This window comes from Mycolicibacterium tokaiense (assembly GCF_010725885.1).
Classification (GTDB): Bacteria; Actinomycetota; Actinomycetes; order Mycobacteriales; family Mycobacteriaceae; genus Mycobacterium; species Mycobacterium tokaiense.
In genome coordinates this window covers 5,373,896-5,400,870 of the sequence record NZ_AP022600.1, presented here as the reverse complement: position 1 = coordinate 5,400,870, position 26,975 = coordinate 5,373,896, and the positions used below count along the sequence as shown (strand labels likewise).

At 67.6% G+C, this 26,975-nt stretch carries 22 protein-coding genes and 1 tRNA gene; 13 read left to right on the top strand and 10 right to left on the bottom strand.

Annotation, left to right across the window (positions count from 1 at the left end):
- The first annotated feature begins 100 nt into the window (after positions 1–100).
- Genes G6N58_RS26080 through G6N58_RS26070 form a run of 3 tightly spaced genes read left to right on the top strand, consistent with a single transcriptional unit; the run spans position 101 to position 3,808 of the window.
- On the top strand, positions 101–976 hold the full coding sequence (locus G6N58_RS26080) for a TetR-type transcription factor C-terminal domain-containing protein (RefSeq protein ID WP_115280918.1): 876 nt from the start codon (positions 101–103) through the stop codon (positions 974–976).
- On the top strand, positions 957–2,291 hold the full coding sequence (locus tag G6N58_RS26075; RefSeq protein ID WP_115280919.1) for an MFS transporter: 1,335 nt from the start codon (positions 957–959) through the stop codon (positions 2,289–2,291). The genes G6N58_RS26080 and G6N58_RS26075 overlap by 20 nt, the downstream gene beginning before the upstream one ends.
- Positions 2,288–3,808 carry a class I adenylate-forming enzyme family protein gene (locus tag G6N58_RS26070; RefSeq protein WP_115280920.1) on the top strand — a complete coding sequence of 507 codons (1,521 nt, stop codon included), beginning with the start codon at positions 2,288–2,290 and terminating at the stop codon, positions 3,806–3,808. Before G6N58_RS26075 ends, G6N58_RS26070 begins: the two co-directional genes overlap by 4 nt.
- Here G6N58_RS26070 and G6N58_RS26065 read toward each other — a convergent pair.
- Both G6N58_RS26065 and G6N58_RS26060 read right to left on the bottom strand, forming a co-directional pair.
- Entirely contained in the window at positions 3,805–5,004 is a 1,200-nt protein-coding gene (locus tag G6N58_RS26065; RefSeq protein ID WP_115280921.1) for a lipid-transfer protein, read from the bottom strand. The two genes, G6N58_RS26070 and G6N58_RS26065, sit on opposite strands and share 4 nt — an antisense overlap.
- Positions 5,001–5,435 carry a Zn-ribbon domain-containing OB-fold protein gene (locus tag G6N58_RS26060; RefSeq protein WP_115280922.1) on the bottom strand — a complete coding sequence of 145 codons (435 nt, stop codon included), beginning with the start codon at positions 5,433–5,435 and terminating at the stop codon, positions 5,001–5,003. Before G6N58_RS26060 ends, G6N58_RS26065 begins: the two co-directional genes overlap by 4 nt.
- 93 nt (positions 5,436–5,528) lie before the next feature.
- Here G6N58_RS26060 and polA point away from each other — a divergent pair, with 93 nt between their 5' ends.
- Positions 5,529–8,255: a DNA polymerase I gene (polA, locus tag G6N58_RS26055; RefSeq protein WP_115280923.1), complete on the top strand. Its 2,727-nt coding sequence runs from the start codon at positions 5,529–5,531 to the stop codon at positions 8,253–8,255.
- 6 nt (positions 8,256–8,261) lie between these two features.
- On the opposite strand, the gene G6N58_RS26050 is transcribed toward polA, so the two are convergent.
- The gene (locus tag G6N58_RS26050; protein ID WP_115280924.1) at positions 8,262–9,425 is read right to left on the bottom strand and encodes a PrsW family intramembrane metalloprotease; all 1,164 of its coding nucleotides are present in this window, start codon (positions 9,423–9,425) and stop codon (positions 8,262–8,264) included.
- A gap of 159 nt (positions 9,426–9,584) precedes the next feature.
- On the opposite strand from G6N58_RS26050, the gene rpsA reads away from it, so the two are divergent.
- Both rpsA and coaE read left to right on the top strand, forming a co-directional pair.
- Positions 9,585–11,036, top strand: a complete 1,452-nt coding sequence (rpsA, locus tag G6N58_RS26045) for a 30S ribosomal protein S1 (protein ID WP_068917335.1) — start codon at positions 9,585–9,587, stop codon at positions 11,034–11,036.
- A gap of 96 nt (positions 11,037–11,132) precedes the next feature.
- Positions 11,133–12,287, top strand: coding sequence for a dephospho-CoA kinase (gene coaE / locus G6N58_RS26040; RefSeq protein ID WP_115280925.1), 1,155 nt, complete (start codon positions 11,133–11,135; stop codon positions 12,285–12,287).
- Positions 12,288–12,289: 2 nt separating this feature from the next.
- On the opposite strand, the gene G6N58_RS26035 is transcribed toward coaE, so the two are convergent.
- Both G6N58_RS26035 and G6N58_RS26030 read right to left on the bottom strand, forming a co-directional pair.
- Positions 12,290–12,790: a hypothetical protein gene (locus G6N58_RS26035; RefSeq protein WP_115280926.1), complete on the bottom strand. Its 501-nt coding sequence runs from the start codon at positions 12,788–12,790 to the stop codon at positions 12,290–12,292.
- Between the two features lie 19 nt (positions 12,791–12,809).
- Positions 12,810–13,310, bottom strand: a complete 501-nt coding sequence (locus G6N58_RS26030; protein WP_115280927.1) for a ribonuclease FAU-1 family protein — start codon at positions 13,308–13,310, stop codon at positions 12,810–12,812.
- 59 nt (positions 13,311–13,369) lie between these two features.
- Here G6N58_RS26030 and uvrB point away from each other — a divergent pair, with 59 nt between their 5' ends.
- Both uvrB and G6N58_RS26020 read left to right on the top strand, forming a co-directional pair.
- Complete coding sequence (gene uvrB, locus G6N58_RS26025) at positions 13,370–15,541, top strand: excinuclease ABC subunit UvrB (RefSeq protein WP_115282056.1); 2,172 nt, start codon at positions 13,370–13,372, stop codon at positions 15,539–15,541.
- A 47-nt stretch (positions 15,542–15,588) separates the two neighbouring features.
- Entirely contained in the window at positions 15,589–16,986 is a 1,398-nt protein-coding gene (locus G6N58_RS26020) for an MFS transporter (RefSeq protein ID WP_115280928.1), read from the top strand.
- On the opposite strand, the gene G6N58_RS26015 is transcribed toward G6N58_RS26020, so the two are convergent.
- Both G6N58_RS26015 and G6N58_RS26010 read right to left on the bottom strand, forming a co-directional pair.
- The gene (locus G6N58_RS26015; RefSeq protein WP_163908423.1) at positions 16,949–17,683 is read right to left on the bottom strand and encodes an MgtC/SapB family protein; all 735 of its coding nucleotides are present in this window, start codon (positions 17,681–17,683) and stop codon (positions 16,949–16,951) included. The two genes, G6N58_RS26020 and G6N58_RS26015, sit on opposite strands and share 38 nt — an antisense overlap.
- A 9-nt stretch (positions 17,684–17,692) precedes the next feature.
- Positions 17,693–18,781 carry a hypothetical protein gene (locus G6N58_RS26010; RefSeq protein WP_147289424.1) on the bottom strand — a complete coding sequence of 363 codons (1,089 nt, stop codon included), beginning with the start codon at positions 18,779–18,781 and terminating at the stop codon, positions 17,693–17,695.
- An 81-nt stretch (positions 18,782–18,862) separates the two neighbouring features.
- On the opposite strand from G6N58_RS26010, the gene G6N58_RS26005 reads away from it, so the two are divergent.
- Positions 18,863–18,933: transfer RNA gene (locus G6N58_RS26005), tRNA-Cys, on the top strand.
- Between the two features lie 144 nt (positions 18,934–19,077).
- Positions 19,078–20,880: a hypothetical protein gene (locus G6N58_RS26000; protein WP_115280930.1), complete on the top strand. Its 1,803-nt coding sequence runs from the start codon at positions 19,078–19,080 to the stop codon at positions 20,878–20,880.
- Between the two features lie 6 nt (positions 20,881–20,886).
- Here G6N58_RS26000 and G6N58_RS25995 read toward each other — a convergent pair whose 3' ends face one another.
- The gene (locus G6N58_RS25995) at positions 20,887–21,501 is read right to left on the bottom strand and encodes a dihydrofolate reductase family protein (protein WP_115280931.1); all 615 of its coding nucleotides are present in this window, start codon (positions 21,499–21,501) and stop codon (positions 20,887–20,889) included.
- Between the two features lie 166 nt (positions 21,502–21,667).
- On the opposite strand from G6N58_RS25995, the gene G6N58_RS25990 reads away from it, so the two are divergent.
- The gene (locus G6N58_RS25990) at positions 21,668–22,627 is read left to right on the top strand and encodes an esterase family protein (RefSeq protein WP_163908420.1); all 960 of its coding nucleotides are present in this window, start codon (positions 21,668–21,670) and stop codon (positions 22,625–22,627) included.
- 1 nt (position 22,628) lies between these two features.
- On the opposite strand, the gene G6N58_RS25985 is transcribed toward G6N58_RS25990, so the two are convergent.
- The gene (locus G6N58_RS25985; RefSeq protein WP_115280932.1) at positions 22,629–23,000 is read right to left on the bottom strand and encodes a hypothetical protein; all 372 of its coding nucleotides are present in this window, start codon (positions 22,998–23,000) and stop codon (positions 22,629–22,631) included.
- A gap of 9 nt (positions 23,001–23,009) precedes the next feature.
- Positions 23,010–23,609 (bottom strand): TetR/AcrR family transcriptional regulator C-terminal domain-containing protein, encoded by a 600-nt coding sequence (locus G6N58_RS25980; protein WP_115280933.1) that lies wholly within the window; start codon positions 23,607–23,609, stop codon positions 23,010–23,012.
- A gap of 131 nt (positions 23,610–23,740) precedes the next feature.
- On the opposite strand from G6N58_RS25980, the gene G6N58_RS25975 reads away from it, so the two are divergent.
- Entirely contained in the window at positions 23,741–25,351 is a 1,611-nt protein-coding gene (locus G6N58_RS25975) for an amidohydrolase (protein ID WP_115280934.1), read from the top strand.
- A gap of 10 nt (positions 25,352–25,361) precedes the next feature.
- A complete protein-coding gene (locus tag G6N58_RS25970) occupies positions 25,362–26,732 on the top strand; it encodes an APC family permease (protein ID WP_115280935.1) in 1,371 nt (456 codons plus the stop codon).
- Positions 26,733–26,975 lie beyond the last annotated feature (243 nt).

The window sequence follows — 26,975 nt, the reverse complement described above, 5'->3', positions numbered from 1 at the left end:
ACATCAGTCGTCAAGTGCGCTAGTTTGGACTAGCTGAACCTGCCCCACCCGAGCGTCGGCACGCTAAAGTGTTCACATTTACTAAACAGGGAGAGGCGACATGTCGAGCTCCGTTCGAGGCGGTGAGGACAGCCTGGCGATCGCGCTGGGTGCGCGTATCCGGCACACCCGCGGCATACGTGGAATCACGTTGCGCGAGATGGCTGTTCGCCTCGGTGTCAGCCCCGCCACCATGAGTGCGGTCGAGAATGGGCGCACCGGTATCAGCGCGCTGCGACTGACCGAACTGGCCCGTGTTCTGGAGGTCTCCACAGACGACCTGCTGACGCCCCTGCCGCAGTCTGGCTCTGCAACCGACGTGCCGGTGGCCGGCGACCCGGCGCTGCAGGACTGGCGCCGCTACGACCGGTTGGCCTTCGACGGACCCCTGATGGCCGCGCTCGAGGCCTTCCTCGAGGTCGGCTACCACGGCTCCACCATGCGCGACATCGCGCGACGGGCCGGGCTGTCCGTACCCGGGATCTACCACCATTACGCCAGCAAGCAGGAGATGCTGGTCAGGATTCTCGACGCCACCATGACGGATCTGGCCCGCCGCTGCGACCTGGTGCTCGCCGAAGCCGACTCCGCGGTGGACAGGTTCCGGCTGCTGGTGGAGAACCTTGCGCTCTTCCATACCCACCGCCGCGAATTGGGTTTCATCGGCGCCGCCGAGATGCGCAGTCTGGAGGAGCCGGGGCACTCACGGATCGTGGCCATGCGCAACACGATCCAGGGTCTGGTCACCGCCGAGGTGGAGCGTGGCCACCGCGAAGGTGTCTTCGCGGTCGATGAACCGCGTGAGGCCGCCCGCGCGGTCGTGACCATGTGCACCGGTCTGGCGCAGTGGTATTCACCCGGTGGTTCTGCGTCGGCCGAGCAGGTGGCGCGACGGTACGTCGGGTACGCCCTGGATCTTGTCCGCCATCGACGGTGAAGCCGCCCGCGTCGCCACCCTGGCCGGTGTTCTGTTCGGGCTCACCGGCATGGGTAGCGCCGGGGTGGCGGTCACCGTCCCCGTGGTGGCGCAGCATTTCGGCATCTCGGTGGCCAGCGGCGCCTGGATCCTGACCACCTACGCGCTCACCCTTGGCGTCGCCGCGGCGGTCTACGGCCGCGCGGCCGACGCCTACGGGATCCGGCGTGCGCTGGTGGTGGGCGTCGTGTTGATGGGGCTGGGCGCCGTGCTCGCCGCATTGTCCACCTCGTATCCGATGTTGCTGTGCGCGAGGATGATCCAGGGTGCCGGTGCGTCCTCGGTGCCTGTGCTGGCGGTCGCGCTGATCAGCGCGCGCTTCGACGGCCCCATCCGCGGTGCCGGGCTGGCGCGACTCACCGGAACCGCCGTCACCATTGGTGCCTCGGGCCCGCTGCTGGCCGGGCTGCTGGAGTCGGCCTTCGGCTGGCGGGTGGTGATGTGTCTGCCCGCACTGGGGCCACTTCTGGTGCTGGCCTTGTGGCGCTCCATCCCCTCCGATCGATCGCGGGCCCGGTTGGACCTGCTCGGCGGACTGCTGGTGGTGATCACAGCAGGGGGCGCCATCATGACCATCCAGTCGCCCGCGTCTGGTCTGGTGCTCTGCCTGGTCGGGTTGACACTGCTGACGGTTGGTGTGCCGGGACTGGTCGCGCGGGTCCGGGTGCGCCCCACCGGGTTCGTTCCCATGGCAGTGTTGCGGACACGCGGACTGATGTGGGTGATGGTGTCGGCGAGCGTCATTCCGACGTGCTGGTTCGGTCTACTGGTCGCCATTCCCGGTGTGCTCGCCGCCCGGGGATGGGCGCCGATCGGGATCGGGCTGCTGATGCTACCGAGTGCGCTGCCGGGTATCGTCGGCCCGCGAATCGCAGGCTGGAGTCTGCGTCGCCACGGAGCCCAGCGCGCGGTGGGTGTGGCCGGGGGAGTGGCCGTCGTCAGCGTCCTGGTGGCGGCAGCCGGCGCGGCAGGCCCGACGGTGCTGCTGGTATTCGGTATGGTGCTGGTCAACCTGGCGTTCGGGATGGGCCAGCCGGCTCTGGCGGCCGGGGTCTCCGAGCTGGTGTCGGTCGAATCGCGCAGTGGTGCACTGGGTGTGGCCTCGCTGATTTTCTTCGTCGGAGGTGGCGTCGGATCGGCCATCGCCGGCCTGGCCGGTGTCACCGGCGCCCCCGCGAGCATTCTGCTGCTGGCTTCCGTGCCGTTGCTGTTCGCCACTGTGTACCTGCTGTGCGGCCGGGAGCGGCCGGCCACCGATCGAGAGGAGCGCCGATGACCGAGGTGTTCTCGGGGAATCTCTGGGACGTGTTCCACCGCGCCCTGACCCTGCACGCCGACCGCACCGCCGTGATCTGCCGGGACGGTGCACTCAGCTACGCCGATGTAGGCCGGGCGGTCGCCCACGTGACCGGATTGCTGCGCGACGCGGGTACCGGCGCCGGTGATCGGGTGCTCATCCTGCTGGGTAACGGGCCGGGTTTCGTCGCAACCGATCTGGCCGTCGCTGCCCTCGGCGCGGTGAAGGTGCCACTGAACGCGATGTTGTCACCGACGGAGGTGGCTGTCGCCGCTGATCGGGTGGATCCGGTGTGCGCCGTGCTCGACGACGACCTCGCTCCGCTGGCGCACCTGCTGCCCGCGGCGGTGACCCGGGTCCCGCTCGGTGCGGGCTGGGCCGACTCGGTGCCTGGCACCGCAGAACTCCCACCCCGCCACGAGGTGGAACCCGGAGCGCCGGCGGCGGTGTACATGTCGGGCGGCACCACGGGAAAACCCAAGGGAATTGTGCATTCCCAGCGCGGTGTGGTGCAGAACTTCTGGACCCACCTGATCGAGGCGGGGATCAACCGGGACGATCGGCTTCTGGTCACCACGCCGATGGCGCATTCGGCAGGATTGTTCACCGCGACCGCACTGGTGCGCGGGGCCGAGATCGTCATCGAGCCGGGATTCGACGCCGACCGGTGGATCGACCTGGTGGACCGCCATGAGGTCACCTGGTCCTATGGGGTCCCGACGATGGTGCGCCGGATCGTCGACGCGGCGCATCGACGAGCATGGAGCAACACCTCGCTACGCACTTTCCAGTACGGCTCGGCGCCAATGTCACCCGGTCTCCTCGGCAAGGCACTGGCGTTGTTCGGCCCTGTGCTGCAACAGCTCTACGCGCAGACGGAATGCCCTCAGTTTGCCACCCTGCTGCGCAAGGAAGACCACGTGCGGGCGGTATACGAGCCCGGACTGCTGTCCTCGGTGGGGCGTGCGGTCACCATGTGCGATGTGTCCATCCGCGGCGACGACGGTGCACAGCGGGCCGTCGGCGAGGTCGGTGAGGTGTGCCTGCGCAGTCCGTACGTCATGACCGGTTACTGGAATGACGACGCCGGCTACCGTGCGCGCTTCCACGGGCACTGGCTGCGCACCGGCGATGTGGGACGTCTGGACGCCCAGGGCTATCTGTACCTGGTGGACCGGCTGTCCGACATGATCATCAGCGGCGGCATGAACGTGTACTCCGTCGAGGTCGAGGCCGCGCTGTCCACCCATCCGGCGGTGGCGCAGGCCGCGGTGGTGGGCCTGCCGCACGACGACTGGGGCGAATCGGTGCACGCGCTCGTGGTACCGACCGCCGGGTTCGACGATGGTGCGGCACTGACGAATTCGTTGATCGATCACTGCCGCGGGCTTTTGGCCGCGTACAAGCGGCCCAAGACCTATGAGATCACCGACGTCATCCCCACCACGGTGTACGGGAAGTATGACAAGAAGCGCATCCGCAGTGAGCGCGCCTAGCGCGCCACGATCACAGATGACCCATGCCCGAACAGGCCCTGATTCGCGGTTACGCCCACGGTGGCGTTCTCGACCTGTCGTCCGGTGGCCTGGCCCTTGAGTTGCCAGGTGAGCTCGCATACCTGCGCGATGGCCTGGGCCGGAATGGCCTCTCCGAACGACGCCAGCCCGCCCGAGGCGTTCACCGGAACCCGGCCGCCGATGCTGGTGGCGCCACTGCGCAGCAGCTGCTCGGCTTCACCCTTGGCGCACAGGCCCAGGTGCTCGTACCAGTCCAGCTCGAGCGCGGTCGACAGGTCGTACACCTCGGCCAGGCTGATGTCGTCGGGACCGACACCGGCCTCGGCGTAGGCGGCGTCGAGAATCTGGTCCTTGAACACCCGGTCGGGGCCTGGCACCACCGCGGTGGAATCGGTGGCGATGTCCGGCAGTTCGGGCAGATGCTGCGGGTACTGCGGAGTCACCGTGCTGACCGCGCGCACCGACGGCACGCCCTTGACCGACCCCAGGTGCTTCTCGGCGAAGGACCGGCTGGCCACGATCAGCGCCGCGGCGCCGTCGGAGGTGGCGCAGATGTCCAGCAGCCGAAGAGGATCGGCGACCATCGGGCTGGCAAGCACGTCGGCGACGGAGGTTTCCTTACGGAACCGGGCGTTCGGATTGTCCAGACCGTGGCGGGCGTTCTTCACCTTGACCGCGGCGAAATCCTCCAGTGTGGCGCCGTAGAGGTCCATCCGGCGCCGGGCCAGCAGCGCGAAGTACACCGGGTTGGTTGCGCCGATCAGGTGGAAACGCTGCCAGTCCGGATCATTGCGGCGCTCGCCGCCCACCGGGGCGAAGAAGCCCTTGGGGGTGGTGTCGGCGCCGATCACCAGTGCCACGTCGCAGAAGCCGGCCAGGATCTGGGCGCGAGCGCTCTGCAAGGCCTGCGAGCCGCTGGCGCACGCGGCGTAGCTCGAGGAGACCGGCACCCCGTTCCAGCCCAGCTTCTGCGCGAAGGTCGCTCCGGCGACGAAGCCGGGATAGCCGTTGCGGATGGTGTCCGCACCGGCCACCAGTTGGATCTGGCGCCAGTCCAGTCCGGCCTCGGCCAGCGCCGAACGTGCCGCCACCACACCGTATTCGGTGAAATCGCGGCCCCATTTGCCCCACGGGTGCATGCCTGCACCGAGGATGTACACCGGTTCCGGGCTCATGGCAGCCTCCAGGCGTAGGTGACGCGGTCGATGCCGTCGTCGTCGGTGTAGAGGGTCTCCAACGTCAGCTCCATCTCGGTGCCGACGCTCAGGTCCGCGGCCAGAGTGCCCTCGACCACCTTGCCGAGCACGATCAGACCCTCGTCGGCCAGTTCGACAGCGGCCACGGCGAACGGCTCGAACGGGTCCGGTGACGGGTAGGGCGGTGGTGGCGCGTAGCGGTTCTCGGTGTAGCTCCACACCGTGCCGCGCCGCGACAGGGGCACCTGGGCAAGCTCGTCGCCGTCGCAGGCCGGGTTGGGGCAGTTGTTGGACCGCGGCGGGAAAACATACGTCCCGCACTGGTGACACTTGCCGCCGATCAGGTACGGGAGGCCGGACCCGTCGGTGGCGAACCACCCGTCGATCGCGGGCTGGGCAGATGCTGACACCAGGTGAGCGTATCAACGAACTGAAACGTGTTGCAGTTTTGGTCCCCATGGGACGTGCTTCGGGTGTCGGAGGGCTTGCCTAGAGTGAGAGCCGTGAGCCCAGCCAAGACCGCACCTGCGAAGGCGCCTGCCAAGCCCGGTGACCAGAAGCCCACGTTGATGCTGCTGGACGGCAACTCCCTGGCGTTCCGGGCGTTCTATGCCCTGCCCGCGGAGAACTTCAAGACCCAGGGCGGGCTCACCACCAACGCCGTCTACGGCTTCACCGCGATGCTGATCAACCTGCTGCGCGACGAGGCCCCCACCCACATCGCCGCCGCGTTCGACGTCTCGCGCCAGACGTTCCGGCTGGAGAAATACCCGGAGTACAAGGCCGGCCGCTCGGCCACCCCCGACGAGTTCCGCGGGCAGATCGACATCACCAAAGAGGTGCTCGCGGCGCTGGGCATCACCGTGCTGGCCGAGGCCGGCTTCGAAGCCGACGATCTGATCGCCACGCTGGCCACCCAGGCCGAGGCCGAGGGTTTCCGCGTCCTCGTCGTCACCGGCGACCGGGACTCGCTGCAGCTGGTCAGCGACGACGTGACGGTGCTCTACCCGCGCAAGGGTGTCAGTGAGCTCACGCGGTTCACCCCCGAGGCGGTTCTGGAGAAGTACGGCCTCACGCCCAGGCAGTATCCCGACTTCGCGGCACTGCGCGGCGACCCGAGCGACAACTTGCCCGGCATCCCGGGGGTGGGAGAGAAGACCGCCACCAAGTGGATCGCCGAATACGGGTCCCTGCAGGATCTCGTGGACAACGTCGACAAGGTCAAGGGCAAGGTCGGCGACGCCCTGCGGGCCCACCTGTCCAGCGTCATCCTCAACCGCGAGCTCACCGACCTGATCAAGGATGTGCCGCTGGCGCAGACGCCGGACACCCTGCGGATGCAGCCCTGGAACCGCGACCAGATCCACCGGCTGTTCGACGACCTCGAGTTCCGCGTCCTGCGCGACCGGCTGTTCGACACCCTGGCCTCGGCTGATCCCGAGGTCGAGGACGGGTTCGACGTGCGCGGTGGCCTGCTCGAGCCCGGCACGTTGGCCACCTGGCTGACCGAGCACGACACCGGCCGGTTCGGGCTCGCCGTGGTGGGCACCCACCTGGCGTTCGACGCCGACGCCACCGCGCTGGCCATCGTCGCCGCCGACGGCGACGGCATCTACCTCGACACCACCACCCTGACCGACGACGACGAGGCCGCGCTGGCGTCCTGGCTGGCCGATCCCGCCGCGCCCAAGGCGCTGCACGAAGCCAAGCTGGCCATGCACGACCTGGAAGGACGAGGCTGGAAGCTGGCCGGCGTCACCTCCGACACCGCGCTGGCGGCCTACCTGGTGCGACCCGGGCAGCGCAGCTTCGCCCTCGACGACCTCTCGGTGCGCTACCTGCGCCGCGAACTGCGCGCCGACACCCCACAGCAGCAACAGCTGTCCCTGCTGGACGACGAGGACGGTGGCGTTGACGAGCAGGCCATCCAGACGCTGATCCTGCGCGCCAACGCGGTGGGTGATCTGGCGAACGCACTCGATGAAGAACTGGCCCGCATCGACTCCTCGGCACTGCTGGGCGAGATGGAGCTGCCGGTCCAGCGTGTGCTCGCCGAGTTGGAGACCAACGGCATTGCCGTCGACCTGACACTGCTCGGGGAACTGCAGAGCGAATTCGCCGACCAGATCCGGGACGCCGCGGAGGCCGCCTACGCGGTGATCGGCAAACAGATCAACCTCGGCTCGCCCAAGCAGCTGCAGACGGTGCTGTTCGACGAGCTGGAGATGCCGAAGACCAAGCGCACCAAAACCGGCTACACCACCGACGCCGACGCGCTGCAGGGCCTGTTCGACAAGACCGGTCACCCGTTCCTGCAGCACCTGCTCACCCACCGCGACGTCACCCGGCTCAAGGTCACGGTGGACGGCCTGCTCAACGCCGTGGCCTCCGACGGCCGGATCCACACCACGTTCAACCAGACGATTGCGGCGACGGGCAGGCTTTCTTCCACCGAACCCAACCTGCAGAACATCCCCATCCGCACCGATGCGGGCCGACGCATCCGAGACGGATTTGTGGTGGGCGCCGGCTACAGCGAGTTGATGACCGCGGACTACAGCCAGATCGAGATGCGCATCATGGCGCACCTGTCCAAGGACGCCGGTCTGATCGAAGCGTTCAACACCGGTGAGGACCTGCACTCGTTCGTCGCCTCGCGTGCGTTCGACGTGCCGATCGACGAGGTCAATGCGGAGCTGCGGCGCCGGGTCAAGGCGATGTCCTACGGGCTGGCCTACGGGCTGAGCGCCTACGGTCTGTCGGCGCAGCTGAAGATCTCCACCGAAGAAGCCAAGATCCAGATGGACCAGTACTTCGCGCGCTTCGGCGGCATTCGCGACTACTTGCGGGATGTGGTGGATCAGGCCCGCAAGGACGGGTACACCTCGACGGTCTTCGGCCGGCGGCGGTATCTGCCCGAGTTGGACAGCAGTAACCGCAACGTCCGGGAGGCCGCCGAGCGCGCGGCGCTCAACGCCCCCATTCAGGGCAGCGCCGCCGACATCATCAAGGTCGCGATGATCAACGTCGACTCCGCCATCAAAGAGGCGGGCCTGGCCTCACGCATCCTGCTGCAGGTGCACGACGAGCTGCTGCTCGAGATCGCCGACGGCGAGCGTGACCAGGTGGAAGCCCTGGTGCGCGACAAGATGGGCAGCGCCTATCCGCTGGACGTGCCGCTGGAGGTGTCGGTCGGGTATGGCCGCAGCTGGGATGCCGCCGCTCACTGAGCCGGCTCAACGGCGCGGCGGCACCTGGAAGTGGGCCAGTGTCTGCAGGGCCGGGGTGTTGTTGCGCACGGTCCGCAGCCACTGCGTTTCTTCGGCGAACAGCGCCATCACCCGGTCGTCGGCGAACCCGCCGTCGATGCGGTCCTTGACGAACGCCAGCTCCACCACCTGGGCCGCGAAATCGCGGACGGTCTTGCTCGCAGCTTTGCCGTTCGAGCGGCCCACGGCGGCCACGGCCATCTTGCGGGACCTGATCGAGCCCAGCCAGCTCGCTTCATTGGCCGTCACCAGCCCCGCGGCCACCATGCCGGGCAACTTTGCGGCCACCACCTTCTGCTCCCGGCGGCGGGCGGCCACGCCCAGCCAGATGGCCAGGGCGAAAATCGGCACCATCCACACCACGTAGACCAGCAGGTAAGTGCCGAAGCCCAACACCGCCGACCCGTTCCACAGCGCGTGCATGATCACCGCACCTGCGTAGCCCAGCAGCAGGTAGCCCGCTTTCGCCACGACATTGCGCTGCTTCAGGGCGAACCACACCCCGATCCCGATGGCGGTGGTGAACAGCGGATGGGCGAACGGGGCCATCACCAGCCGCAGCGCCGCGGTCACCAGCGCGTCCCCCAGTGACTCGCCCCCGGCGATATAGAAGATGTCCTCCAGCCAGGCGAACCCGGCCGCGACCAGGCCCGCATAGACCAGGCAGTCGACCAGCGAATTCAGCTCGTGACGGCGCCGGCCGGTCATCATGAAGAGCAGAAACGCGCCCTTGGCGGCTTCCTCGATGACCGGGGCGGCGATCGCGGTGGTCCGCCAGTCGGTCTCGACGCCCCCGCTGATCACCGCGCCGAACGCCATCTCCAGGATCACCGACACCACGATGGCGACCGAGGCGCCCCAGATGAAGGCGAGCACGAGCAGTCGAGGCGGCTCGGGCTCGAAGCGGTCCAGCCACAGATAGGCCAGCACCACCACCAGCATGGCGACGCTGGACAACACGAACCCGATCGCGGTGCTGACCGGGCTCAACGCGGTGAGCAGGATCACCAGTAGTCCGGCGATGGTGCCCAGCCCGATGATCAGGGCGATGGGTGCGCCGACCTTGCGGACACGGCGGGGAAACGGCGGCAGGAAGACCGGTGCTCGCGACGGATCCAGGGGGGTGTGCACGTCAGCAGACTAACGGCGCGGGAGCCGAGGGGGAGGGTGGGTTTGTCCAGGCAGGGCCCAGTCGAGTAACCTCGACAAGTATCTGTGTGCAATTCGTTGTGCTCAGGTCACGAGAACAACGAGTCCCTACTACCTAACCTGTCCGGAGCTATCCACCATATGCCAAGTCCCGTCGCCACCTCGCCGCAAGTAGCCGTCAACGATATCGGCTCGGCTGAGGATTTTCTCGCCGCCATCGACAAGACCATCAAATACTTCAACGATGGCGACATCGTCGAAGGGACCATCGTCAAGGTTGACCGTGACGAAGTCTTGCTCGACATCGGCTACAAGACCGAAGGTGTCATTCCTTCCCGCGAACTTTCCATCAAGCACGACGTCGACCCCAATGAGGTTGTGTCCGTCGGCGACGAGGTCGAGGCCCTCGTTCTCACCAAAGAGGACAAAGAAGGCCGGCTGATCCTGTCCAAGAAGCGCGCTCAGTACGAGCGTGCCTGGGGCACCATCGAGGAACTCAAGGAGAAGGACGAGGCCGTCAAGGGCACCGTCATCGAGGTCGTCAAGGGCGGCCTGATCCTCGACATCGGCCTGCGCGGCTTCCTGCCCGCATCGCTGGTGGAGATGCGTCGTGTCCGCGATCTGCAGCCGTACATCGGCAAGGAGATCGAGGCCAAGATCATCGAGCTGGACAAGAACCGCAACAACGTGGTGCTCAGCCGCCGCGCCTGGCTGGAGCAGACCCAGTCCGAGGTGCGCAGCGAGTTCCTCAACCAGCTGCAGAAGGGCGCCATCCGCAAGGGCGTCGTCTCGTCGATCGTCAACTTCGGTGCCTTCGTGGACCTGGGCGGCGTCGACGGCCTGGTGCACGTTTCCGAGCTGTCCTGGAAGCACATCGACCACCCGTCCGAGGTTGTCCAGGTGGGCGACGAGGTCACCGTCGAGGTGCTCGACGTCGACATGGACCGCGAGCGGGTTTCGCTGTCGCTCAAGGCCACTCAGGAAGATCCGTGGCGCCACTTCGCCCGTACCCACGCCATCGGCCAGATCGTGCCCGGCAAGGTCACCAAGCTGGTGCCGTTTGGTGCGTTCGTCCGTGTCGAAGAGGGCATCGAGGGTCTGGTGCACATCTCCGAGCTGGCTGAGCGTCACGTCGAGGTGCCGGACCAGGTTGTCGCCGTCGGCGACGACGCGATGGTCAAGGTCATCGACATCGACCTCGAGCGTCGCCGGATCTCGCTGAGCCTCAAGCAGGCCAACGAGGACTACACCGACGAGTTCGACCCGTCGAAGTACGGCATGGCCGACAGCTACGACGAGCAGGGCAACTACATCTTCCCCGAAGGCTTCGACGCCGAGACCAACGAATGGCTCGAGGGCTTCGACAAGCAGCGCAACGAGTGGGAGGCCCGGTACGCCGAGGCCGAGCGTCGCCACAAGATGCACACTGCGCAGATGGAGAAGTTCGCCGCTGCCGAGGCCGAGGCCGCCAGCCGTCCCGCGACGGCCAACGGTTCCTCGTCCTCGTCGAGCTCGGGTGAGTCGGCCGGCGGATCGCTGGCCAGCGACGCCCAGCTCGCCGCGCTGCGCGAGAAGCTCGCCGGTAACGCGTAGCAGCACAAAGACACTCAATTCGCCGAGTGAAGCCGCGCAGTACGTCTTCGGACGTACTGCGCGGTTCTTTTTTCCTACTGACGTGAGGGCCAGAGCATGCTGCGGATCGGGTTGTCAGGTGGTATCGGGGCCGGGAAGTCCTCGGTGTCGAAGACCTTCGCCGAGTACGGCGCCGTCATCGTCGACGGGGATGTGATCGCCCGTGAAGTGGTCGAGCCCGGCACGCCCGGATTGGCCAGTCTGGTCGAGGCGTTCGGGGAGGGCATCCTGCAGGCCGACGGTGCGCTGGATCGCCCGGCGCTGGCATCGATCGCCTTCAGCGACGACGACAAACGCAAGACCCTCAACGGCATCGTGCATCCGCTGGTGGGCAAACGCCGTGCCGAACTGATCGAGGCCGCCGCTCCCGACGCGGTGATCATCGAGGACATCCCGCTGCTGGTGGAATCCGGTATGGCGCCCCTGTTTCCGTTGGTCATCATCGTCCACGCCGACGAGGAGGTCCGCGTCCGTCGCCTCATCGAGTACCGCGGTTTCAGCGAGGATGACGCCCGGGCGCGCATCAAGGCCCAGGCCACCGAGCAGCAGCGGCGGGCCGTCGCCGATGTCTGGCTGGACAACACCGGGACGCCGCAGGCCCTGGTGCAGAAGTCTCACGAGCTGTGGCAGCAGCGGATCCTGCCGTTCGCCCACAACCTGGAAGCAGGCCTGCCCGCCGCCGCGGCTCCCGAACTCGTCGCCTACGACCCGAGTTGGCCCGAGCAGGCGCAGCGGATCCTGGCCCGGCTCAACACCGCATGCGGGCACCGCGCGCTCCGCGTCGACCACATCGGGTCCACCGCCGTCCCCGGGCTGGACGCCAAGGACGTCATCGACATCCAGGTCACGGTCGATTCGCTGGCCACCGCTGACGAACTCGCTGCGGCGCTGCTGACTGCGGGCTACCCCCGCCTCGACGGCATCACCGGGGACGTGCCGAAGCCGCAGGGTCGCAGCACTGTGACAGCCTTTGATCACACCACCGATGAATCCCTGTGGCACAAGCGACTTCACGCGTCGGCGGATCCCGGGCGGCCCACCAATGTGCATCTGCGGGTGGTCGGTTGGCCCAACCAGCAGTTCGCCCTGTTGTTCACCGCGTGGATAAACGACGATCCGGCCGCGCGCCAGGAGTATCTGACGCTCGAGCGCGAGGTCGATGCCTACGGGCGGGCGTGGGAGTGGGCCGAGCGCACCGGCTGGCGCCCCTGAGTTCAGGCGGGCGGGGCCGGAGGTGGCGGTTCGACGGGCGGGGCGGGCACGCCGCCCACTGGCGCCTCACAGGTCAGGGAACCGAAGTCGGGGTCGTCGCGCTGCGGCAGCACCCGCGGCGCCACGAAGTCGTCGGCCTGGGCCACCAACTGGTCGTCGATCAGGATCTCGCAGTGCAGGTTGGCCGAGTACGGCCACTGGATGGACAGCCGCACGTTGGCCGTGCCAGAGGCTGGGAGCACGGTCTGCGTCTCGAAGATGCGGCCGGGGACCATGGTGGGGTTCTCGGTCTGGATGCGGTTGTCCTGCGCCGTCCAGGTGACGGTCGCCCCGCGCGACACCCCGTCGACGCGGGTGCGGTAGGTGACGTTGTGCAGCACCTCGGTGGGGGGCGCCGGTTCCACCACCGGGCTGTCGGTGACGGGCTCCGCCGCAGCGACGCCGGGGGTGAACACAGCAAGCAGCAGCGCGGTGGCGGTAACCACGCGTACCGGAGAGTTCATGTTCGCTGACACTACGCTTTCATCGCCAGGTGAGATGTATTCCGTTACTCGCTAGCCAAGCTAACAGATCATGCCCGTGCGCGCTCAGTCCACCGACGCTGACGACGGCGGTCTGGATCGCTCGCTGCGCGATCGTGTCGTCCACCAGGCCCACCTTGTGGGCTTCCAGCAACTCGTCGACATCGACCAGCTCGGTGTCGCGCCCGGTGCGCACCACCAGATCCAGGTAGTGGTCCACGGTTCGCCAGATGTCACCGTCCACGCTGATCGCGCAGACGTCCAGGTAGAAATCCTGATCCCGCTCGTACCCCGGGTTCCAGTGGAATACCGTGACGCGCAGGTCCAGCGTGGGCAGCAGCCAGGACTCCAGGTAGTGAAACTGGGCCCGGCCCGGCGCCGGCCTGGCCATGTAGAGCCCCCAGGGCTTGCGCACGAAGTCATCGACCGCCCGGACGAACCCCTTGGGGTCGACGTTGGTGCGGGCGGCCAGGTCGAATGTCTCGTTCTTCGGCGGGTGTATGGCGTCAGCCTAGTGCTCGGGAATCGCACCTGTCGGTGCCTGGTTCTAACCTGGTGAACATGGCTTTCGCAACCGAACATCCCGTCCTCGCGCATTCGGAGTACCGTCCTGCCGCTGACGCGGTGGACGGCCTGCTGCGTGCCGGTGGCCGATTCGAGGTGGTCAGTGAGTACCAGCCGGCCGGGGATCAGCCGGCTGCCATCGAGGAGCTGGAACGCCGCATCCGCGCCGGTGAACGCGACGTGGTGCTGCTCGGCGCCACCGGCACCGGAAAATCCGCCACCACCGCCTGGCTCATCGAACGGCTCCAGCGCCCCACCCTCGTGATGGCGCCGAACAAGACGCTGGCCGCGCAGCTGGCCAACGAACTGCGCGAGATGCTGCCCAACAATGCCGTCGAATACTTCGTCTCGTACTACGACTACTACCAACCCGAGGCCTACATCGCGCAGACCGACACCTACATCGAGAAGGACAGCTCGATCAACGATGACGTCGAGCGGCTGCGTCACTCGGCGACGTCGAATCTGCTGTCCCGTCGCGACGTGGTGGTGGTGGCGTCGGTCTCGTGCATCTACGGCCTGGGCACACCGCAGTCCTACCTGGACCGCTCGGTCGAGTTGAAGGTCGGCGACGAGGTGCCGCGGGACGGACTGCTGCGCCTGCTGGTGGACGTGCAGTACACCCGCAACGACATGTCCTTCACCCGCGGCACCTTCCGCGTGCGGGGTGACACCGTGGAGATCATTCCCTCCTACGAGGAACTGGCGGTACGCATCGAGTACTTCGGCGATGAGATCGAGGCGCTCTACTACATGCATCCGCTGACCGGCGACGTCATCCGCCAGGTGGACTCACTGCGGGTCTTCCCGGCCACCCACTACGTTGCGGGGCCGGAGCGCATGGCCATTGCCATCTCCAGCATCGAACAGGAGCTCGAGGAGCGCCTGGCCGAGCTGGAGGGTCAGGGCAAACTGCTCGAGGCGCAGCGGCTGCGCATGCGGACCAACTACGACCTCGAGATGATGAAGCAGGTCGGCTTCTGCTCGGGGATCGAGAACTACTCACGGCACATCGACGGGCGTGGTCCCGGTACGGCCCCGGCGACGCTGATCGACTACTTCCCCGAAGACTTCCTCATGGTGATCGACGAGTCCCACGTGACGGTTCCCCAGATCGGCGGGATGTACGAGGGCGACATGTCGCGCAAGCGCAACCTGGTCGACTTCGGGTTCCGGTTGCCGTCGGCGGTCGACAACCGTCCGTTGACCTGGGAGGAGTTCGCCGACCGCATCGGGCAGACGGTGTATCTGTCGGCCACCCCGGGCGACTACGAGATCAGCCAGGCTGCAGGCGAATTCGTCGAGCAGGTCATCCGGCCCACCGGCCTGGTGGATCCGCAGGTGATCGTCAAACCCACCAAGGGTCAGATCGATGATCTGATCGGTGAGATCCGGCTGCGTACCGAGCGCGACGAGCGGGTGCTGGTCACTACCTTGACCAAGAAGATGGCCGAGGACCTCACCGATTACCTGTTGGAGATGGGGATCCGGGTGCGGTACCTGCACTCCGAGGTGGACACCCTGCGCCGGGTGGAGCTGCTGCGCCAGTTGCGCCTCGGTGAGTACGACGTGTTGGTGGGCATCAACCTATTGCGTGAGGGCTTGGACCTGCCCGAGGTGTCGCTGGTGGCCATCCTCGACGCGGACAAGGAGGGCTTCCTGCGTTCACCACGCAGCCTGATCCAGACCATCGGTCGTGCGGCCCGCAACGTCTCCGGCGAAGTGCACATGTATGCCGACAAGATCACCGACTCCATGAAGGTCGCCATCGAGGAGACCGAACGTCGCCGCGAGAAGCAGATCGCCTACAACAAGGCCAACGGCATCGACCCGCAGCCGCTGCGGAAGAAGATCGCCGACATCCTCGATCAGGTGTACCGCGAGGCAGATGACAGTGAGACGGTCGAAGTCGGTGGGTCCGGCCGTAATTCGTCGCGCGGCCGACGTGCGCAGGGAGAGAAGGGGCGGGCGGTCAGCGCCGGTGTCTTCGAGGGCCGCGACACCGCCAGCATGCCGCGGGCCGAACTCGCCGACCTTATCAAGGACATGACCGAACAGATGATGGCCGCAGCGCGGGATCTGCAGTTCGAGCTTGCCGGACGGATCCGCGACGAGATCGCCGATCTGAAGAAGGAGCTGCGCGGGATGGATGCGGCCGGGCTCAAGTAGCCCACCGAGTTGAACTCAACCGCTCTTGAGGTTCTACGGTCTTCCCCGTGAACCACACCGGCACCTGGCGCCAGCTGCTCGGCCCAGCCAACCTGGGCACCTCGACCGTGCTCGCGGGCGGCGTTCTGCTCTACGCCACGAACGAGTTCATCACCATCAGCCTGCTGCCCAGTGCAGTCGCCGACATCGGCGGTCAGCGTTTCTATTCCTGGGTCACCACGGTGTACCTGGTGGCGTCGGTGATCGCCGCCACCACGGTGAGTCCGCTCGTGAGTCGGCTCGGTCCGCGGCTGGCCTATCTGGAAGCCATGGCGGTGTTCGCGACAGGAACCCTGGTGTGCGCTCTGGCTCCGGCCATGGAGGTGCTGCTGGTGGGCCGCACGGTGCAGGGCCTGGGCGGGGGAGTACTGGCCGGGCTGGGCTACGCGGTGATCAACGCGGCTCTGCCGCAGGCGTTGTGGACCAAAGCGTCGGCCCTGGTGGCAGCGATGTGGGGGGTGGGCACCCTGCTGGGACCGGCCGCCGGCGGGCTGTTCGCCCAGTTCGGAGTGTGGCGGTGGGCTTTCGGGGTACTCCTCGGGGCCACCGCAGCGGTGGCGCTGCTGGTGCCGTTCGTGTTGTCCGGACGCCGAGCCGACCGGGAGGTGGCCCCCTTCCGCATCCCGATCTGGTCGCTGCTGCTGCTGGGATCGGCGGCGTTGGCGGTGAGTGTCGCGGGCATTCCGCGCTCGCCGGTGGTGACCGCCGCGATGCTCGCCCTCGGGGCCGTCCTCGTCGGCATGTTCCTGATGGTCGATCGCCGCGCCGCTGTTGCGGTTTTGCCGCGCAGCGCTTTCGGTGCCGGACCGCAGAAATGGATCTACCTGTCGCTGGGTGTGCTGATGGCGGTCACCATGGTCGACATGTATGTGCCGCTGTTCGGGCAGCGCCTGGCCCACCTGGTACCCGTGGTGGCCGGCTTCCTGGGTGTCGCCCTGTCGGTCGGCTGGACCACCGGTGAGATCGCCAGCGCGTCGCTGCGTTCGCCGGCCATCGCCGCGCGGGTGGTCGCCGTGGCGCCCGTGGTGATCGCGGTCGGATTGAGCGTGGCGGCGGCCACCCAGATGTCCGGTGCGCCGCCGTGGATCGTCGCGTTCTGGGTGGCGGCGCTGCTGACCATGGGAGTCGGGGTGGGGATGGCCTGGCCGCACCTGTCGGCCTGGGCGATGGCCGGTGCCGACGACCCGCGGGAGAGCGGCACCGCGGCCGCGGCCATCAACACCGTGCAGCTGATCTGCGGCGCCTTCGGGGCCGGACTGGCCGGAGTGGTGGTCAACATGAGTTCCGGAGGCGACGAGGCCGCCGCCCGGTCGATGTACGGCGTGTTTGCGGCCATCGCGGTGTGTGCAGTGGTCGCGACCGTGCGCGCTACTCGGGTGGTTCGTCCAGTTGCCGCAACGCCGTGATACCGCCGATCTGCGCCAGGATTCCCGGGGCGGCCAAGATGCCCGAACCGGACAGCGTCATCGTCACGCCCACCTGAGTGTCGTTTGAAGCCGGTGTCTCGGTGGGCAGGTCGGAAGTGATTTCGTTGAGATGCCACCGGTGCCGGTCGCAGATCTGCAGCACCTGACGCAGGACGCCGGCGTTGTCGATGTAGGTCAGGTGCAGTCGGATGCTTCCCCCCAGCCGGGCGTTGAGCCGCCGCGCCACCGGAGCGAACCCCACGACGATGACGAAGTGCAGCGCGGTCACGGCGACGGCGAGCAGCAACAGACCGGCACCAGCGGCCATCCCGATGGCCGCGCTCTCCCAGACCGCGGCGGCGGTGGTCAGGCCGTGCACGGCGCCGCGCCGGGTGATGATCAGTCCCGCGCCCAGAAAGCCGATGCCCGAGACGATCTGTGCCGCCACCCGGGATGGGTCCACCTCGACGGTGCCCGCAACCAGCACGTCGTGAAAGCCGTACTTGCTGACCAGCAGGATCAGTGCCGCCGAGGTGCCGACGATGGCCTGGGTACGCAGTCCCGCGCTCTTGCCCTGGATCTCGCGTTCCAGGCCGATCAGCGCGGTCAGAGCGAACGCCACCAGCAACTCGATGATCTGTCGGCCGCCCTGACCCGGGCCGTCGAAGAAGCCGGCATCCGCCAGCACACTGTGCATGCCGATACGCTAACCCGCTGTCGGGAGGTCCGGGTCGCGGTAGCGGTTGCGCGCGGCGACCACCAGGCGGACGTCCTCCAGCAAAGGATCCAGAAAAGCCGAACGGTACTCGCCGTCGCCGACGGCCCGGGCGCTGATGTACATGAACGTCAGTGCGGTCAAGAAGATGGTGATGTGGACGTGGGCGGCTGACACCGGCAGGGTGATGTCGAACCACTCGCTCTGGGCGGGGGCTCCACCGGTCAGCTTCGACAGCACCGTGGGATTGAGGACGATCAATCCGAGCACGAAGAACACGGTTCCGGTGATGACCGCCAGCATCGACACCTGGACGAACTGCGACACCACCAGCAGCAGCAGGATGTTGGTCCGTTCGCCGTGGGAGAGGTCGGGGGCGTCGGCTTCCGCGTCGACGGTCGCCGTGATGCTGTCCAGCAGCCCGGTCACCAGGAACGCGCCGGCGATCAGTCCCATGAATCCGACCAGCAGCCACAGCCGTACCGTGTCCAGGCTCGCCGCAACACTCCAGACCGTGGCGTTGAAGAAAACCAGCACCGTCAACAGCACCACCGGGAGCACCCGTGCCATCAGACGACCCACGGACCGCAAGTGCGACAGCATGATTCGTACCGACCAGGCCAGAATGGAACCGATGCCGAAACCGGTCGCCGCGAGAATGAGCGCCACCAGCGCGGCGTCGGTCAGCAGATCCCGGGCGGCGTCGAACGGCCCGTCGTCGTACCAATCGGCCAGTACCCCCACCACGATGGCCACCACCGCGATCACGGTCCTGGCCGGCAGCGACGCCACCCGCGACACCGCCCATGCCGCCGCCACCATCGCCGGCGGGATCAGGAAGAACACCGCGAGCGTCACCCACTGCACGGCGGTCGGGTCGTCCTCGATGTTGATCTCTTGCCCGCCCGAGCCGATGGTCACCAGCGTGCTGCACACCATCAGCGTCGCCCAGCCCGCCAATGCCGGCGCCGACCTGGGCAGCACGCCGCGCCAGCGCGCCCGGGCAGGAAGGGCGGCCGGCATGCCGCGGCGCAAAAACCAGCGTTCCAACCCGGCGGTGTCGTCGGGGACCTCGCTCATGAACACAACCTAGCGAGGCTGGGCTCACGCTGAGTCGAACCCTGGCCCCGGCGAAGCCGTGTCGGCATAGTCGGAGGCAGTGCGGGTGTGGCTGAGTGGCAAGGCACCGGCCTGCAAAGCCGTTTACGCCGGTTCGAATCCGGTCATCCGCTCGCATGTAGTTGCACGTAGGGCCGCTTTCTCCTAGGTGAGAAAGCGGCCTCACGTGTTTCATCTGCGAGACCGGGCATTTCACCCACCCGTGCCAGGCCTCCGCGGTACTTTGCTGGAGTACGGCACGGCAGGGGGGGGCGGCAATGGCACATGTCACCAGCACGACGACGCGGCGCGAGCTGCGCCACGTTCGATACGGGCTCGCCGTCATCGCCGTGTGCGGTCTGGTCTACGGGGCGAACCCCGCGGTGGCCTGGGCGGACACGCTGCCCTCGAACACGGCGTCGGAGTCGGCATCAGAATCCGAGCCCGACCGCGACGCTGCGCCCACAGCCGAGAAGGGGCCCGACGACGCGCCGACGACCGGACCCCGTTCCGAGGTCGATGATGAGGCCACGGACGACGAGACCACGGATGGCGAGACCACCGACGACGAGACCACCGACGATGACGCCGAAGACTCAGACGAGCCTTCCGACGAACCGGCGCCGGACGAGGACACCGATCCCACCGAGCCGGATCCCGACACCGAGGAGTCGGCCGAGGAAGAAAGCGCCCCGGAGCCCGGACCGGACGCGCCGAAGACGGGCTCTTCATCCCCCAAAGATGTTGAGCCCGAGCCGGAGTCGTCCAAGCCAGCACCTGAGGTCGAGACCCGGCCGATCGAGGACGACACCCTCCCGGCGGACGACGAACCCGCCGCGGAGTCCACCCCCGGCACCGCCCTCGCGGTGCGGACCGCTGCGGTGGCCACGCTGCCCACCCTCGCCGTGCCCGCGGTCACCGTCGAGTCACCGCGCCCGGTGCCCCGGCCGCTGTCGCCGATCGCCGAGTTGTTGGAGCTGCCGGGCCGTTTGGTCAACGTGGTGCTGCAGGTCTTCGACATCACGTCGTCGGCCACCAGTCCGGTCAGCCCCATCGACTGGAGGCCGGTCAACAATGCGGTGTTCGCCGCGTTCCGTGAGGTGGAGCGCATTCTGGGGCTGCACCGAACCCCCGTCCCGCAGCCGGTGGTCCCCACGCTGACCTACACCGGGCCGACCGACAGGCCCACGCCCACCGTGGGCGAGTTCCTCAACGCCGCCACCGCCGGGTACGTCTTGGGGTCCACCCCCGGTGGGCTGGTCCCGTTCACGGTCAACGGTTTTCAGCTGTCGTCCACCAATATCCTGACGGGAATGGCGGGGGACGCCTGGGTGACACCGGAGGGTCAGGTGATCATCGCCTATCAGGGCACCACGGGCGGCACCCATCTGGCGTTCAACCCCGTCATCGCGATCAGCCACGTGCTGGCCGACCTCCAGATGGTCTTCACGCCCACCACGCCGGCCGGATTCCATGACGCCGTCGATTTCGCCGAGCTGGTGCAACGGGAGGCAGCCAAGCAGGGCTACGGCGCCGACGACATCTTCGTCACCGGCCATTCGCTGGGCGGGTGGCAGGCGCAGTTCGTCGCGCAACAGATCGGCCTGGCCGGGATCGGGTTCGAGGCGCCCGGGATGAACTCGACCACTCCGGGCAACGGTGCGGACTCGCTGTTCGTCAACATCGGCACCTACGGCGACGTGGCGTCTTACCTGGCGACCGATCTGCCCGGGCTGCAACCGTTCATGCCCCGGTATGTGCCGGGCGGCGGCGCCAAGCCGCACTACGGCCCGATTGTGATGGTCGGCGATCCCGCCGCCATGACGCCGCTGTACAACGCATCGCGGCTCTTCGGCACCAGCCTGATCGGCAGCCTGGTGTTCCTGGTGGACGCGCTGGTCAACTTCGCGCAGTACCACATGCCGGGGGTGCAGGCCTTCCACCTCGACATCGACGTGGACCCCGGGATCACGCCCTGGCTGGGTACCGCCCGCGGACCCGTGCTCACCGGTTACGGCGCGTTGAGCATTCCGGAGCTCTTGGCCGCCGCGTCCGACGACGGGATCCTGTTCCGGCCATGACCCCGGTCATCGCACGACGCGGTAGCGCAGGTGGGCGACGCCCGGCGCCTCCAGCACCCGGACCAGCTCGAGTTGTGGTGCGCCGAAGCTAAAACCGTCGAACAGGCGCTCGCCGGCGCCCAGGATCCTGGGATTGAGCTGCAGGTCGATCTCGTCGACGATGCCCGCGGCCAACGCCTGGCGGGCGCACGACGCCCCGCCCGCGATCGAGATCGGTCCGCCGCCGGCCACCGCCACCGCCTGCTCGTAGGCGGCTTCGATGCCGTCGGTGACGAAGTGGAACGTGGTGCCGCCGGCCATCTCGATGGGTTCGCGCGGGTAGTGCGTCAGGACGAACACCGGACAGTGGTACGGCGGTTCCTCACCCCACCAACCCTGCCAGTCTGAGTCATCCCAGTCACCGCGGATGGGGCCGAACATGTTGCGGCCCATGATGGTGGCCTTCATCCCGTCCATCATGTCGGCCACCACCTGCCGGTTCACCGGGTGCTCGGCGCCCGGGCCTATGTGCCATCCGTGCAGCGTCTCACCGCCGATCCCCAACGGATGGTCCCTGCTCTGCGCCGGCCCGGCCACGTACCCGTCCGCCGAGATGGACATCGAGAGATTGGTTCTGCTCATACCTCTCAGACTGGCAGGCGTCGGGAAAATCATCGCGCCGCCCGGATCTGACACGTGTGTGACGTCGCGACCGGATCGGGGTCGAGCGGTAACGGCGGGGCACACGGAGCCGACGTGATCAATACGGCAGCACGCGGTTGCGCGTGCCAGAACAGGATGGCCCGCAATGACATTCATGACGACAATCGGGCGGCGATTCACCGCCGCGGCGCTGGCGACCCTGGTGGTGTCCGCCCTGGTATCGGTCACCGGTGGCGCGGCCACCGCCGCAGCCTATTCCCGGCCCGGGCTACCGGTGGAGACCCTCATGGTGCCGTCCGCGGCCATGGGCCGAGACATCCCGGTGCGGTTCCAAGGTGGTGGGTCCAAGGCGGTGTACCTGCTCGACGGCCTGCGCGCCCGCGACGACAACAGCGGCTGGGACATCGAGACCCCCGCCTTCGAGAACTACTTCGAATCCGGGCTGTCGGTGGTGATGCCGGTGGGCGGCATGTCCAGCTTCTACACCAACTGGCAGGGCCCGGCGATCGGCAACGGCACCCGCTACAACTACCAGTGGGAGACGTTCCTGACCTCCGAGCTGCCGGCCTACCTGGCGGCCAACAAAGGGGTGTCACCCAGTGGCAACGCCGTGGTCGGCCTGTCCATGGCCGGCAGCGCGGCGTTGATCCTGGCGGCCTATCACCCCGGGCAGTTCAGCTACGCGTCGTCGCTGTCGGGCTTCTTGAATCTGTCCGACGGCATCTGGCCGACGCTGGTCGGTTTCGCGATGCGCGACGCCGGTGGGTTCGACGCCACCGCGATGTGGGGTCCCGGCGGGGGACCGGCGTGGAAGCGCAACGATCCGACGGTCAACGTCGGCCGGCTGGTGGCCAACGGCACCCGCATCTGGGTCTACTGCGGCAACGGCCGCCCCGGTGAACTGGGCGGCGGCGGTGACCTGCCCGGACAGCTGCTGGAGACCATCACCGTAGACAGCAATCGCAACTTCCAGCGGCAGTACCAGGCCGCCGGAGGCAGCAACGGCGTGTTCAACTTCCCGGCCAACGGCACCCACGGCTGGGGTTACTGGGGCGCGCAATTGAACGCGATGAAGCCGGACATCCAACGCGCGCTGGGCGTCTGACCTAGGACGGCGGCGCCAACGGCACCGGCGGCATTCCGGGCAACGGCCCGAGCCACTCGCCCTGCAACGGCGCGGTCGAAGTACCCGGTGCCGTTATCGAGATGGTTCCCGGCGGCAAGGGTGGTCCGCTGCCGGCTCCCGCAGGTGCGCCGGGGGCCGGCACCGGCGGGGCGGTGAGGGCACCCAGTGGATTGTCGGCGTGGAAGCTCTGCCACATCTCGTCGAGGTACCCGACGGGCGCGTCCATGCCGCCTTCGCCGTAGACCGGGTTGGGGACCGGTGGCACCGGTGGTGGCCCGGGTTCTGCGGCGGCCGGCGCGGCGACGGCCAGCGCTCCGAGCATCAGGGCACCCGCCGTCAGCCTCGCGATCATGGACCCAGGCTAACGCGCCAGGCCCCGCAGCAGCACCTCAAGGCCCCATTCGAAGGCGTCGTCGGCCCTGGTCGGTTTGGGTGCGCCCGTGGCCAGCGCCGCGGCCAGGTCCGGGCCCACGTCCGCACCCGCGGTCCACGGTTGGTCGGGTGCGGCCAGGTCCAGTGCGGAACCGAGGACGTAGTTGTCGATCAGCGTGATCGTCCGCAAGGTGTCGGTGGCAGTGAAGCCCGCGCGTGCCAGCGTCACCGCCACCGCGTTGTACATGACGAAGGCCTGGGTGCTGTTGACCGCGTGGATGGTGAGCAACGGAATCAGCCGGGGATAGCGGGCGAAGCTGTTCCGGTAGGACCGCATGATGTCGGCCAGGGTGTCGCTCCACGGCCGGTCGGGGTCGTCGGCGGGTAGCTGTACCGCTGACATCGCGCGTTCGCGCAGCAGTTCCACGATCTGATCGCGCCCGGACACGTGGTTGTACAGTGACGACGGCCGCACCCCCAGCTTGTGGGCCAGGGCGGGCATGGTGAACCCGCCCGTCGAATTCACCAACTCCAGCGCCACGGTGGCGATACGGTCGGCCGAGAGCAGCGGAACCGGTGGTCGACCCATGTTTTTTCTTCCCCTTGCGCGACGCTGTGGGTGGTATCACACTAAACGAACCTTATTCGTTTTAGGAGATGGATGCTGACCTCGGAAGTGACGTTGGGTGAAGTGGCTCGCGACGTGCGGCAGGTGGCCGCATGAGCGCCACCCTGTTCACCAACGGAGTTATCTGGACGGGCCCGGCGGGGGAGACCGACGCGTTGCTGGTTGCCGACGGCGTGGTGCAGGCGGTCGGCGACGACGCTCGCGCTGCGGCCGCCGATGCCGAGGTGGTGGACCTGGGCGGCGGCTTCGTCATGCCGTCCTTCGGTGATGGCCACGCCCACCCGCTGTACGGCGGGCTGGAAGCCGCCGGACCGGTGGTGCGGCCCTGCCGTTCGGTCGAGGAGATCGTGGAGACCGTCGCGAAGTACGCCGCGCAGAACCCCGACCAGGAGTGGATCCTGGGCGCGTCCTACGACTCGAGCCTGGCGCCGGACGGCCTGTTCGACGCCCGCTGGCTGGATGAGGCCGTGCCCGACCGCCCGGTGGTGCTGCGCGCCTGGGACTACCACACCGTGTGGTGCAATTCGGTGGCTCTGGAGCGGGCCGGCATCACGGCCGACACCCCGGATCCGCAGATGGGTGAGATCCCGCACCGCGCAGACGGTTCGGTGCTGGGCACGCTGCGGGAGTGGGGCGCCGTGGATCTCGTCATGGCGGCAGCGCCCGCCCGGGACGAGGAGGTCCGGGTGGCCGCGCTGCGCACCGCCGCCGAGTACTACACCGCCCGCGGCGTCACCTGGGTGCAGGACGCCTGGGTGGAGCCCGCCGATCTGGACACCTACCTGGAAGCGGCCCGGCGCGACGCCCTGGGGGTCCGGTTCAATCTGGCGCTCTACGCCGATCCGCGTCACTTCGAGACGCAGATCCAGGCTTTCGCCGAGTCTCGGCGGCGCGTTGAGGAAGTGAACTCGCCCTACCTGACCTGTCAGACGGTGAAGTTCTTCGCCGACGGCGTGGTGGAGAACGAGACCGGTGCGCTGCTGCAGCCGTACTGCTCGGGCCTGCACAGTCACGGAATGACGGTGTGGGAAGGCGATTCGCTGGCCGAGGCCGCCCGTCGCGTCGATGACCTCGGTCTGCAGATCCACATCCACGCCATCGGCGACGCCGCCGTGCGCCAGGCTCTGGACGCCATCGAATATGTGGTGCAGCACAACGGGACTCGTGATCGCCGCCCGGTGATCGCGCACAACCAGCTGGTCGACGACGCCGATATCGAGCGCTACGCCCGTCTGGGTGTGATCCCGAACATGCAACCGCTGTGGGCCCAACTCGACGCACTGATGACCGAGCTGACCGTCCCGCGGCTGGGCTCCGACCGGGCCGACAGGCAGTACCGGATGAACACGCTGTCGACCACCGGCGCCCCGCTGGCATTCGGCTCGGACTGGCCGGTGTCGTCGGGCGCGCCGCTGGACGGGATCGCCGTCGCGGTGTCGCGACGCACCGCCGACGGTGAGCCCGCAGACGGGTGGACCGCGCAGGAGATCCTGCCCATCGACGTCGCGTTGCTGGCCGGCACCGCCGGGGTGGCCTACCAGGCATTTGCCGAAACCACCTGGGGCCGAATCGAACCCGGTGCCAGCGTCGACCTGGTGTGGCTGGATCGGGATCCGAGGACGGTTGCACCTCTGGACATTCCCGCCATCCGGGTCCTGCGCACGTACCTGCGTGATCACACCGTCTTCTCCGCGACAGACTGAAGGGAATCCCATGTCATCAACTGCGCCCGCGAATTCCGCGGCCGGCCAGCCCCTGCCGGGGGATCACGAGGGCAGGCTGCGCCGCGCACTCGGGGTTCCCTCGCTGGTCCTGTTCGGACTGGTCTACATGGTGCCGCTCACCGTGTTCACCACCTACGGCATCGTCACGGTGGAGTCCGGCGGCCGGGTCCCGCTGTCCTACGTCGTCACCTTGGCGGCGATGATCTTCACCGCGCGCTCCTATGCCCGGATGGCGGGGGCGTTCCCTGTCGCCGGCTCCGCCTACACGTACACGCAGAAGACCTTCGGTGCTCCGGTCGGCTTTCTCGCCGGTTGGTCGCTGCTGTTGGACTATCTGTTCCTGCCGATGCTCAACTACATGGTGATCGGGCTGTACCTCAATGCAGCCGTGCCCTCGATTCCCCAGTGGTTGATCATCGTGGTGACCATCGTGGTGGTCACGGTGCTCAACATCATCGGCATCGTCTCGGTGGCGCGGGCCAACGTGCTGATCATCGCGGTCCAGGCCATCTTCATCGTGGTGTTCCTGGTCATGGCGGCGGCGGCGATCTCCGGATCGGGGACCGTCGACGTGATGGCTCCGTTCGCCGGTGACGGCACCGCCGGCGGCATGGCCCCGGTGCTCGCGGGTGCGGCCATCCTGTGTCTGTCGTTCCTCGGATTCGACGCCGTGTCAACGCTTTCCGAGGAAGCCAAGGACGCCAAACGGGACGTTCCGAAGGCGATCATGCTGGCCACCGTCATCTGTGGTGTGCTGTTCATCGTCTTGTCCTACGCGTCGCAGTTGGTGTTCCCGTCCAACGCGTTCACCGACGTCGACTCCGGGTCGCTGGACGTCATGACCGCCGCCGGCGGGGCCTTCCTGTCGGCATTCTTCACCGCTGCCTACGTGGCAGGTGCCACCGGTTCGGCGTTGACGTCGCAGGCCTCGGTGGCGCGCATCCTCTACGCCATGGGCCGGGACGGGGTGTTGCCGCGCAAGGTCTTCGGGCACGTCTCGGTGAAGTTCAGCACGCCCACGTGGGCCATCCTGGTGGTGTCGGTGATCTCCCTGCTCGCGGTGGTCATCGACCTCGCGCTGCTGGCGTCGGTGGTGAGCTTCGGCGCCCTGGTGGCGTTCTCCGCGGTCAACCTGACGGTGATCAAGCACTACTTCATCGATGCGGGCGAGAAGAACGTGCTCAACAACCTGGTGCTCCCGGGAATCGGCTTCGTACTCACGGTGTGGCTGTGGACCAGTCTGTCGGGCACCGCGCTGACACTGGGACTCATCTGGCTGGCCGTCGGATTCCTCTGGCTGTTGGTGGTCACCCGCGGCTTCCAACGTCCCACCCCCGTGCTCGACATGCGGGAGGGCTGAGCGGCCCTCTCGGCACAACGGCGCGGCGTCCGGGGTATCCGGGTGCCGCGCCGTTGTGCTGTGTAGGGACTGGCACGGACGTGGGCGTGGTGCTAAATGGCTAACGTGTATTTACCCGGCGCGACACGCCGCGAGCCCCGACCACTCTCGGATGTGGGACACGCGACACGCCGGCGGGATGTTCACGGAGATCGTGTCAGCAGGCAAAACCGCAGTAAAACGCTCCGTGGGGTAACCGGACCG

Bases quoted from the DNA above. Each gene is read 5' to 3' on its own strand.
- G6N58_RS26070 (WP_115280920.1), top strand. From the start codon at position 2,288: ATGACCGAGGTGTTCTCGGGGAATCTCTGGGACGTGTTCCACCGCGCC.
- G6N58_RS25995 (WP_115280931.1), bottom strand. From the start codon at position 21,501: ATGAGCAGAACCAATCTCTCGATGTCCATCTCGGCGGACGGGTACGTG.
- G6N58_RS26080 (WP_115280918.1), top strand. From the start codon at position 101: ATGTCGAGCTCCGTTCGAGGCGGTGAGGACAGCCTGGCGATCGCGCTG.
- G6N58_RS26035 (WP_115280926.1), bottom strand. From the start codon at position 12,790: ATGAACTCTCCGGTACGCGTGGTTACCGCCACCGCGCTGCTGCTTGCT.
- G6N58_RS25975 (WP_115280934.1), top strand. From the start codon at position 23,741: ATGAGCGCCACCCTGTTCACCAACGGAGTTATCTGGACGGGCCCGGCG.
- G6N58_RS25990 (WP_163908420.1), top strand. From the start codon at position 21,668: ATGACATTCATGACGACAATCGGGCGGCGATTCACCGCCGCGGCGCTG.
- G6N58_RS25970 (WP_115280935.1), top strand. From the start codon at position 25,362: ATGTCATCAACTGCGCCCGCGAATTCCGCGGCCGGCCAGCCCCTGCCG.
- uvrB (WP_115282056.1), top strand. From the start codon at position 13,370: ATGGCTTTCGCAACCGAACATCCCGTCCTCGCGCATTCGGAGTACCGT.
- rpsA (WP_068917335.1), top strand. From the start codon at position 9,585: ATGCCAAGTCCCGTCGCCACCTCGCCGCAAGTAGCCGTCAACGATATC.
- G6N58_RS26065 (WP_115280921.1), bottom strand. From the start codon at position 5,004: ATGAGCCCGGAACCGGTGTACATCCTCGGTGCAGGCATGCACCCGTGG.
- G6N58_RS26010 (WP_147289424.1), bottom strand. From the start codon at position 18,781: ATGAGCGAGGTCCCCGACGACACCGCCGGGTTGGAACGCTGGTTTTTG.
- G6N58_RS26000 (WP_115280930.1), top strand. From the start codon at position 19,078: ATGGCACATGTCACCAGCACGACGACGCGGCGCGAGCTGCGCCACGTT.
- coaE (WP_115280925.1), top strand. From the start codon at position 11,133: ATGCTGCGGATCGGGTTGTCAGGTGGTATCGGGGCCGGGAAGTCCTCG.
- G6N58_RS26015 (WP_163908423.1), bottom strand. From the start codon at position 17,683: ATGCACAGTGTGCTGGCGGATGCCGGCTTCTTCGACGGCCCGGGTCAG.
- G6N58_RS25985 (WP_115280932.1), bottom strand. From the start codon at position 23,000: ATGATCGCGAGGCTGACGGCGGGTGCCCTGATGCTCGGAGCGCTGGCC.
- G6N58_RS25980 (WP_115280933.1), bottom strand. From the start codon at position 23,609: ATGGGTCGACCACCGGTTCCGCTGCTCTCGGCCGACCGTATCGCCACC.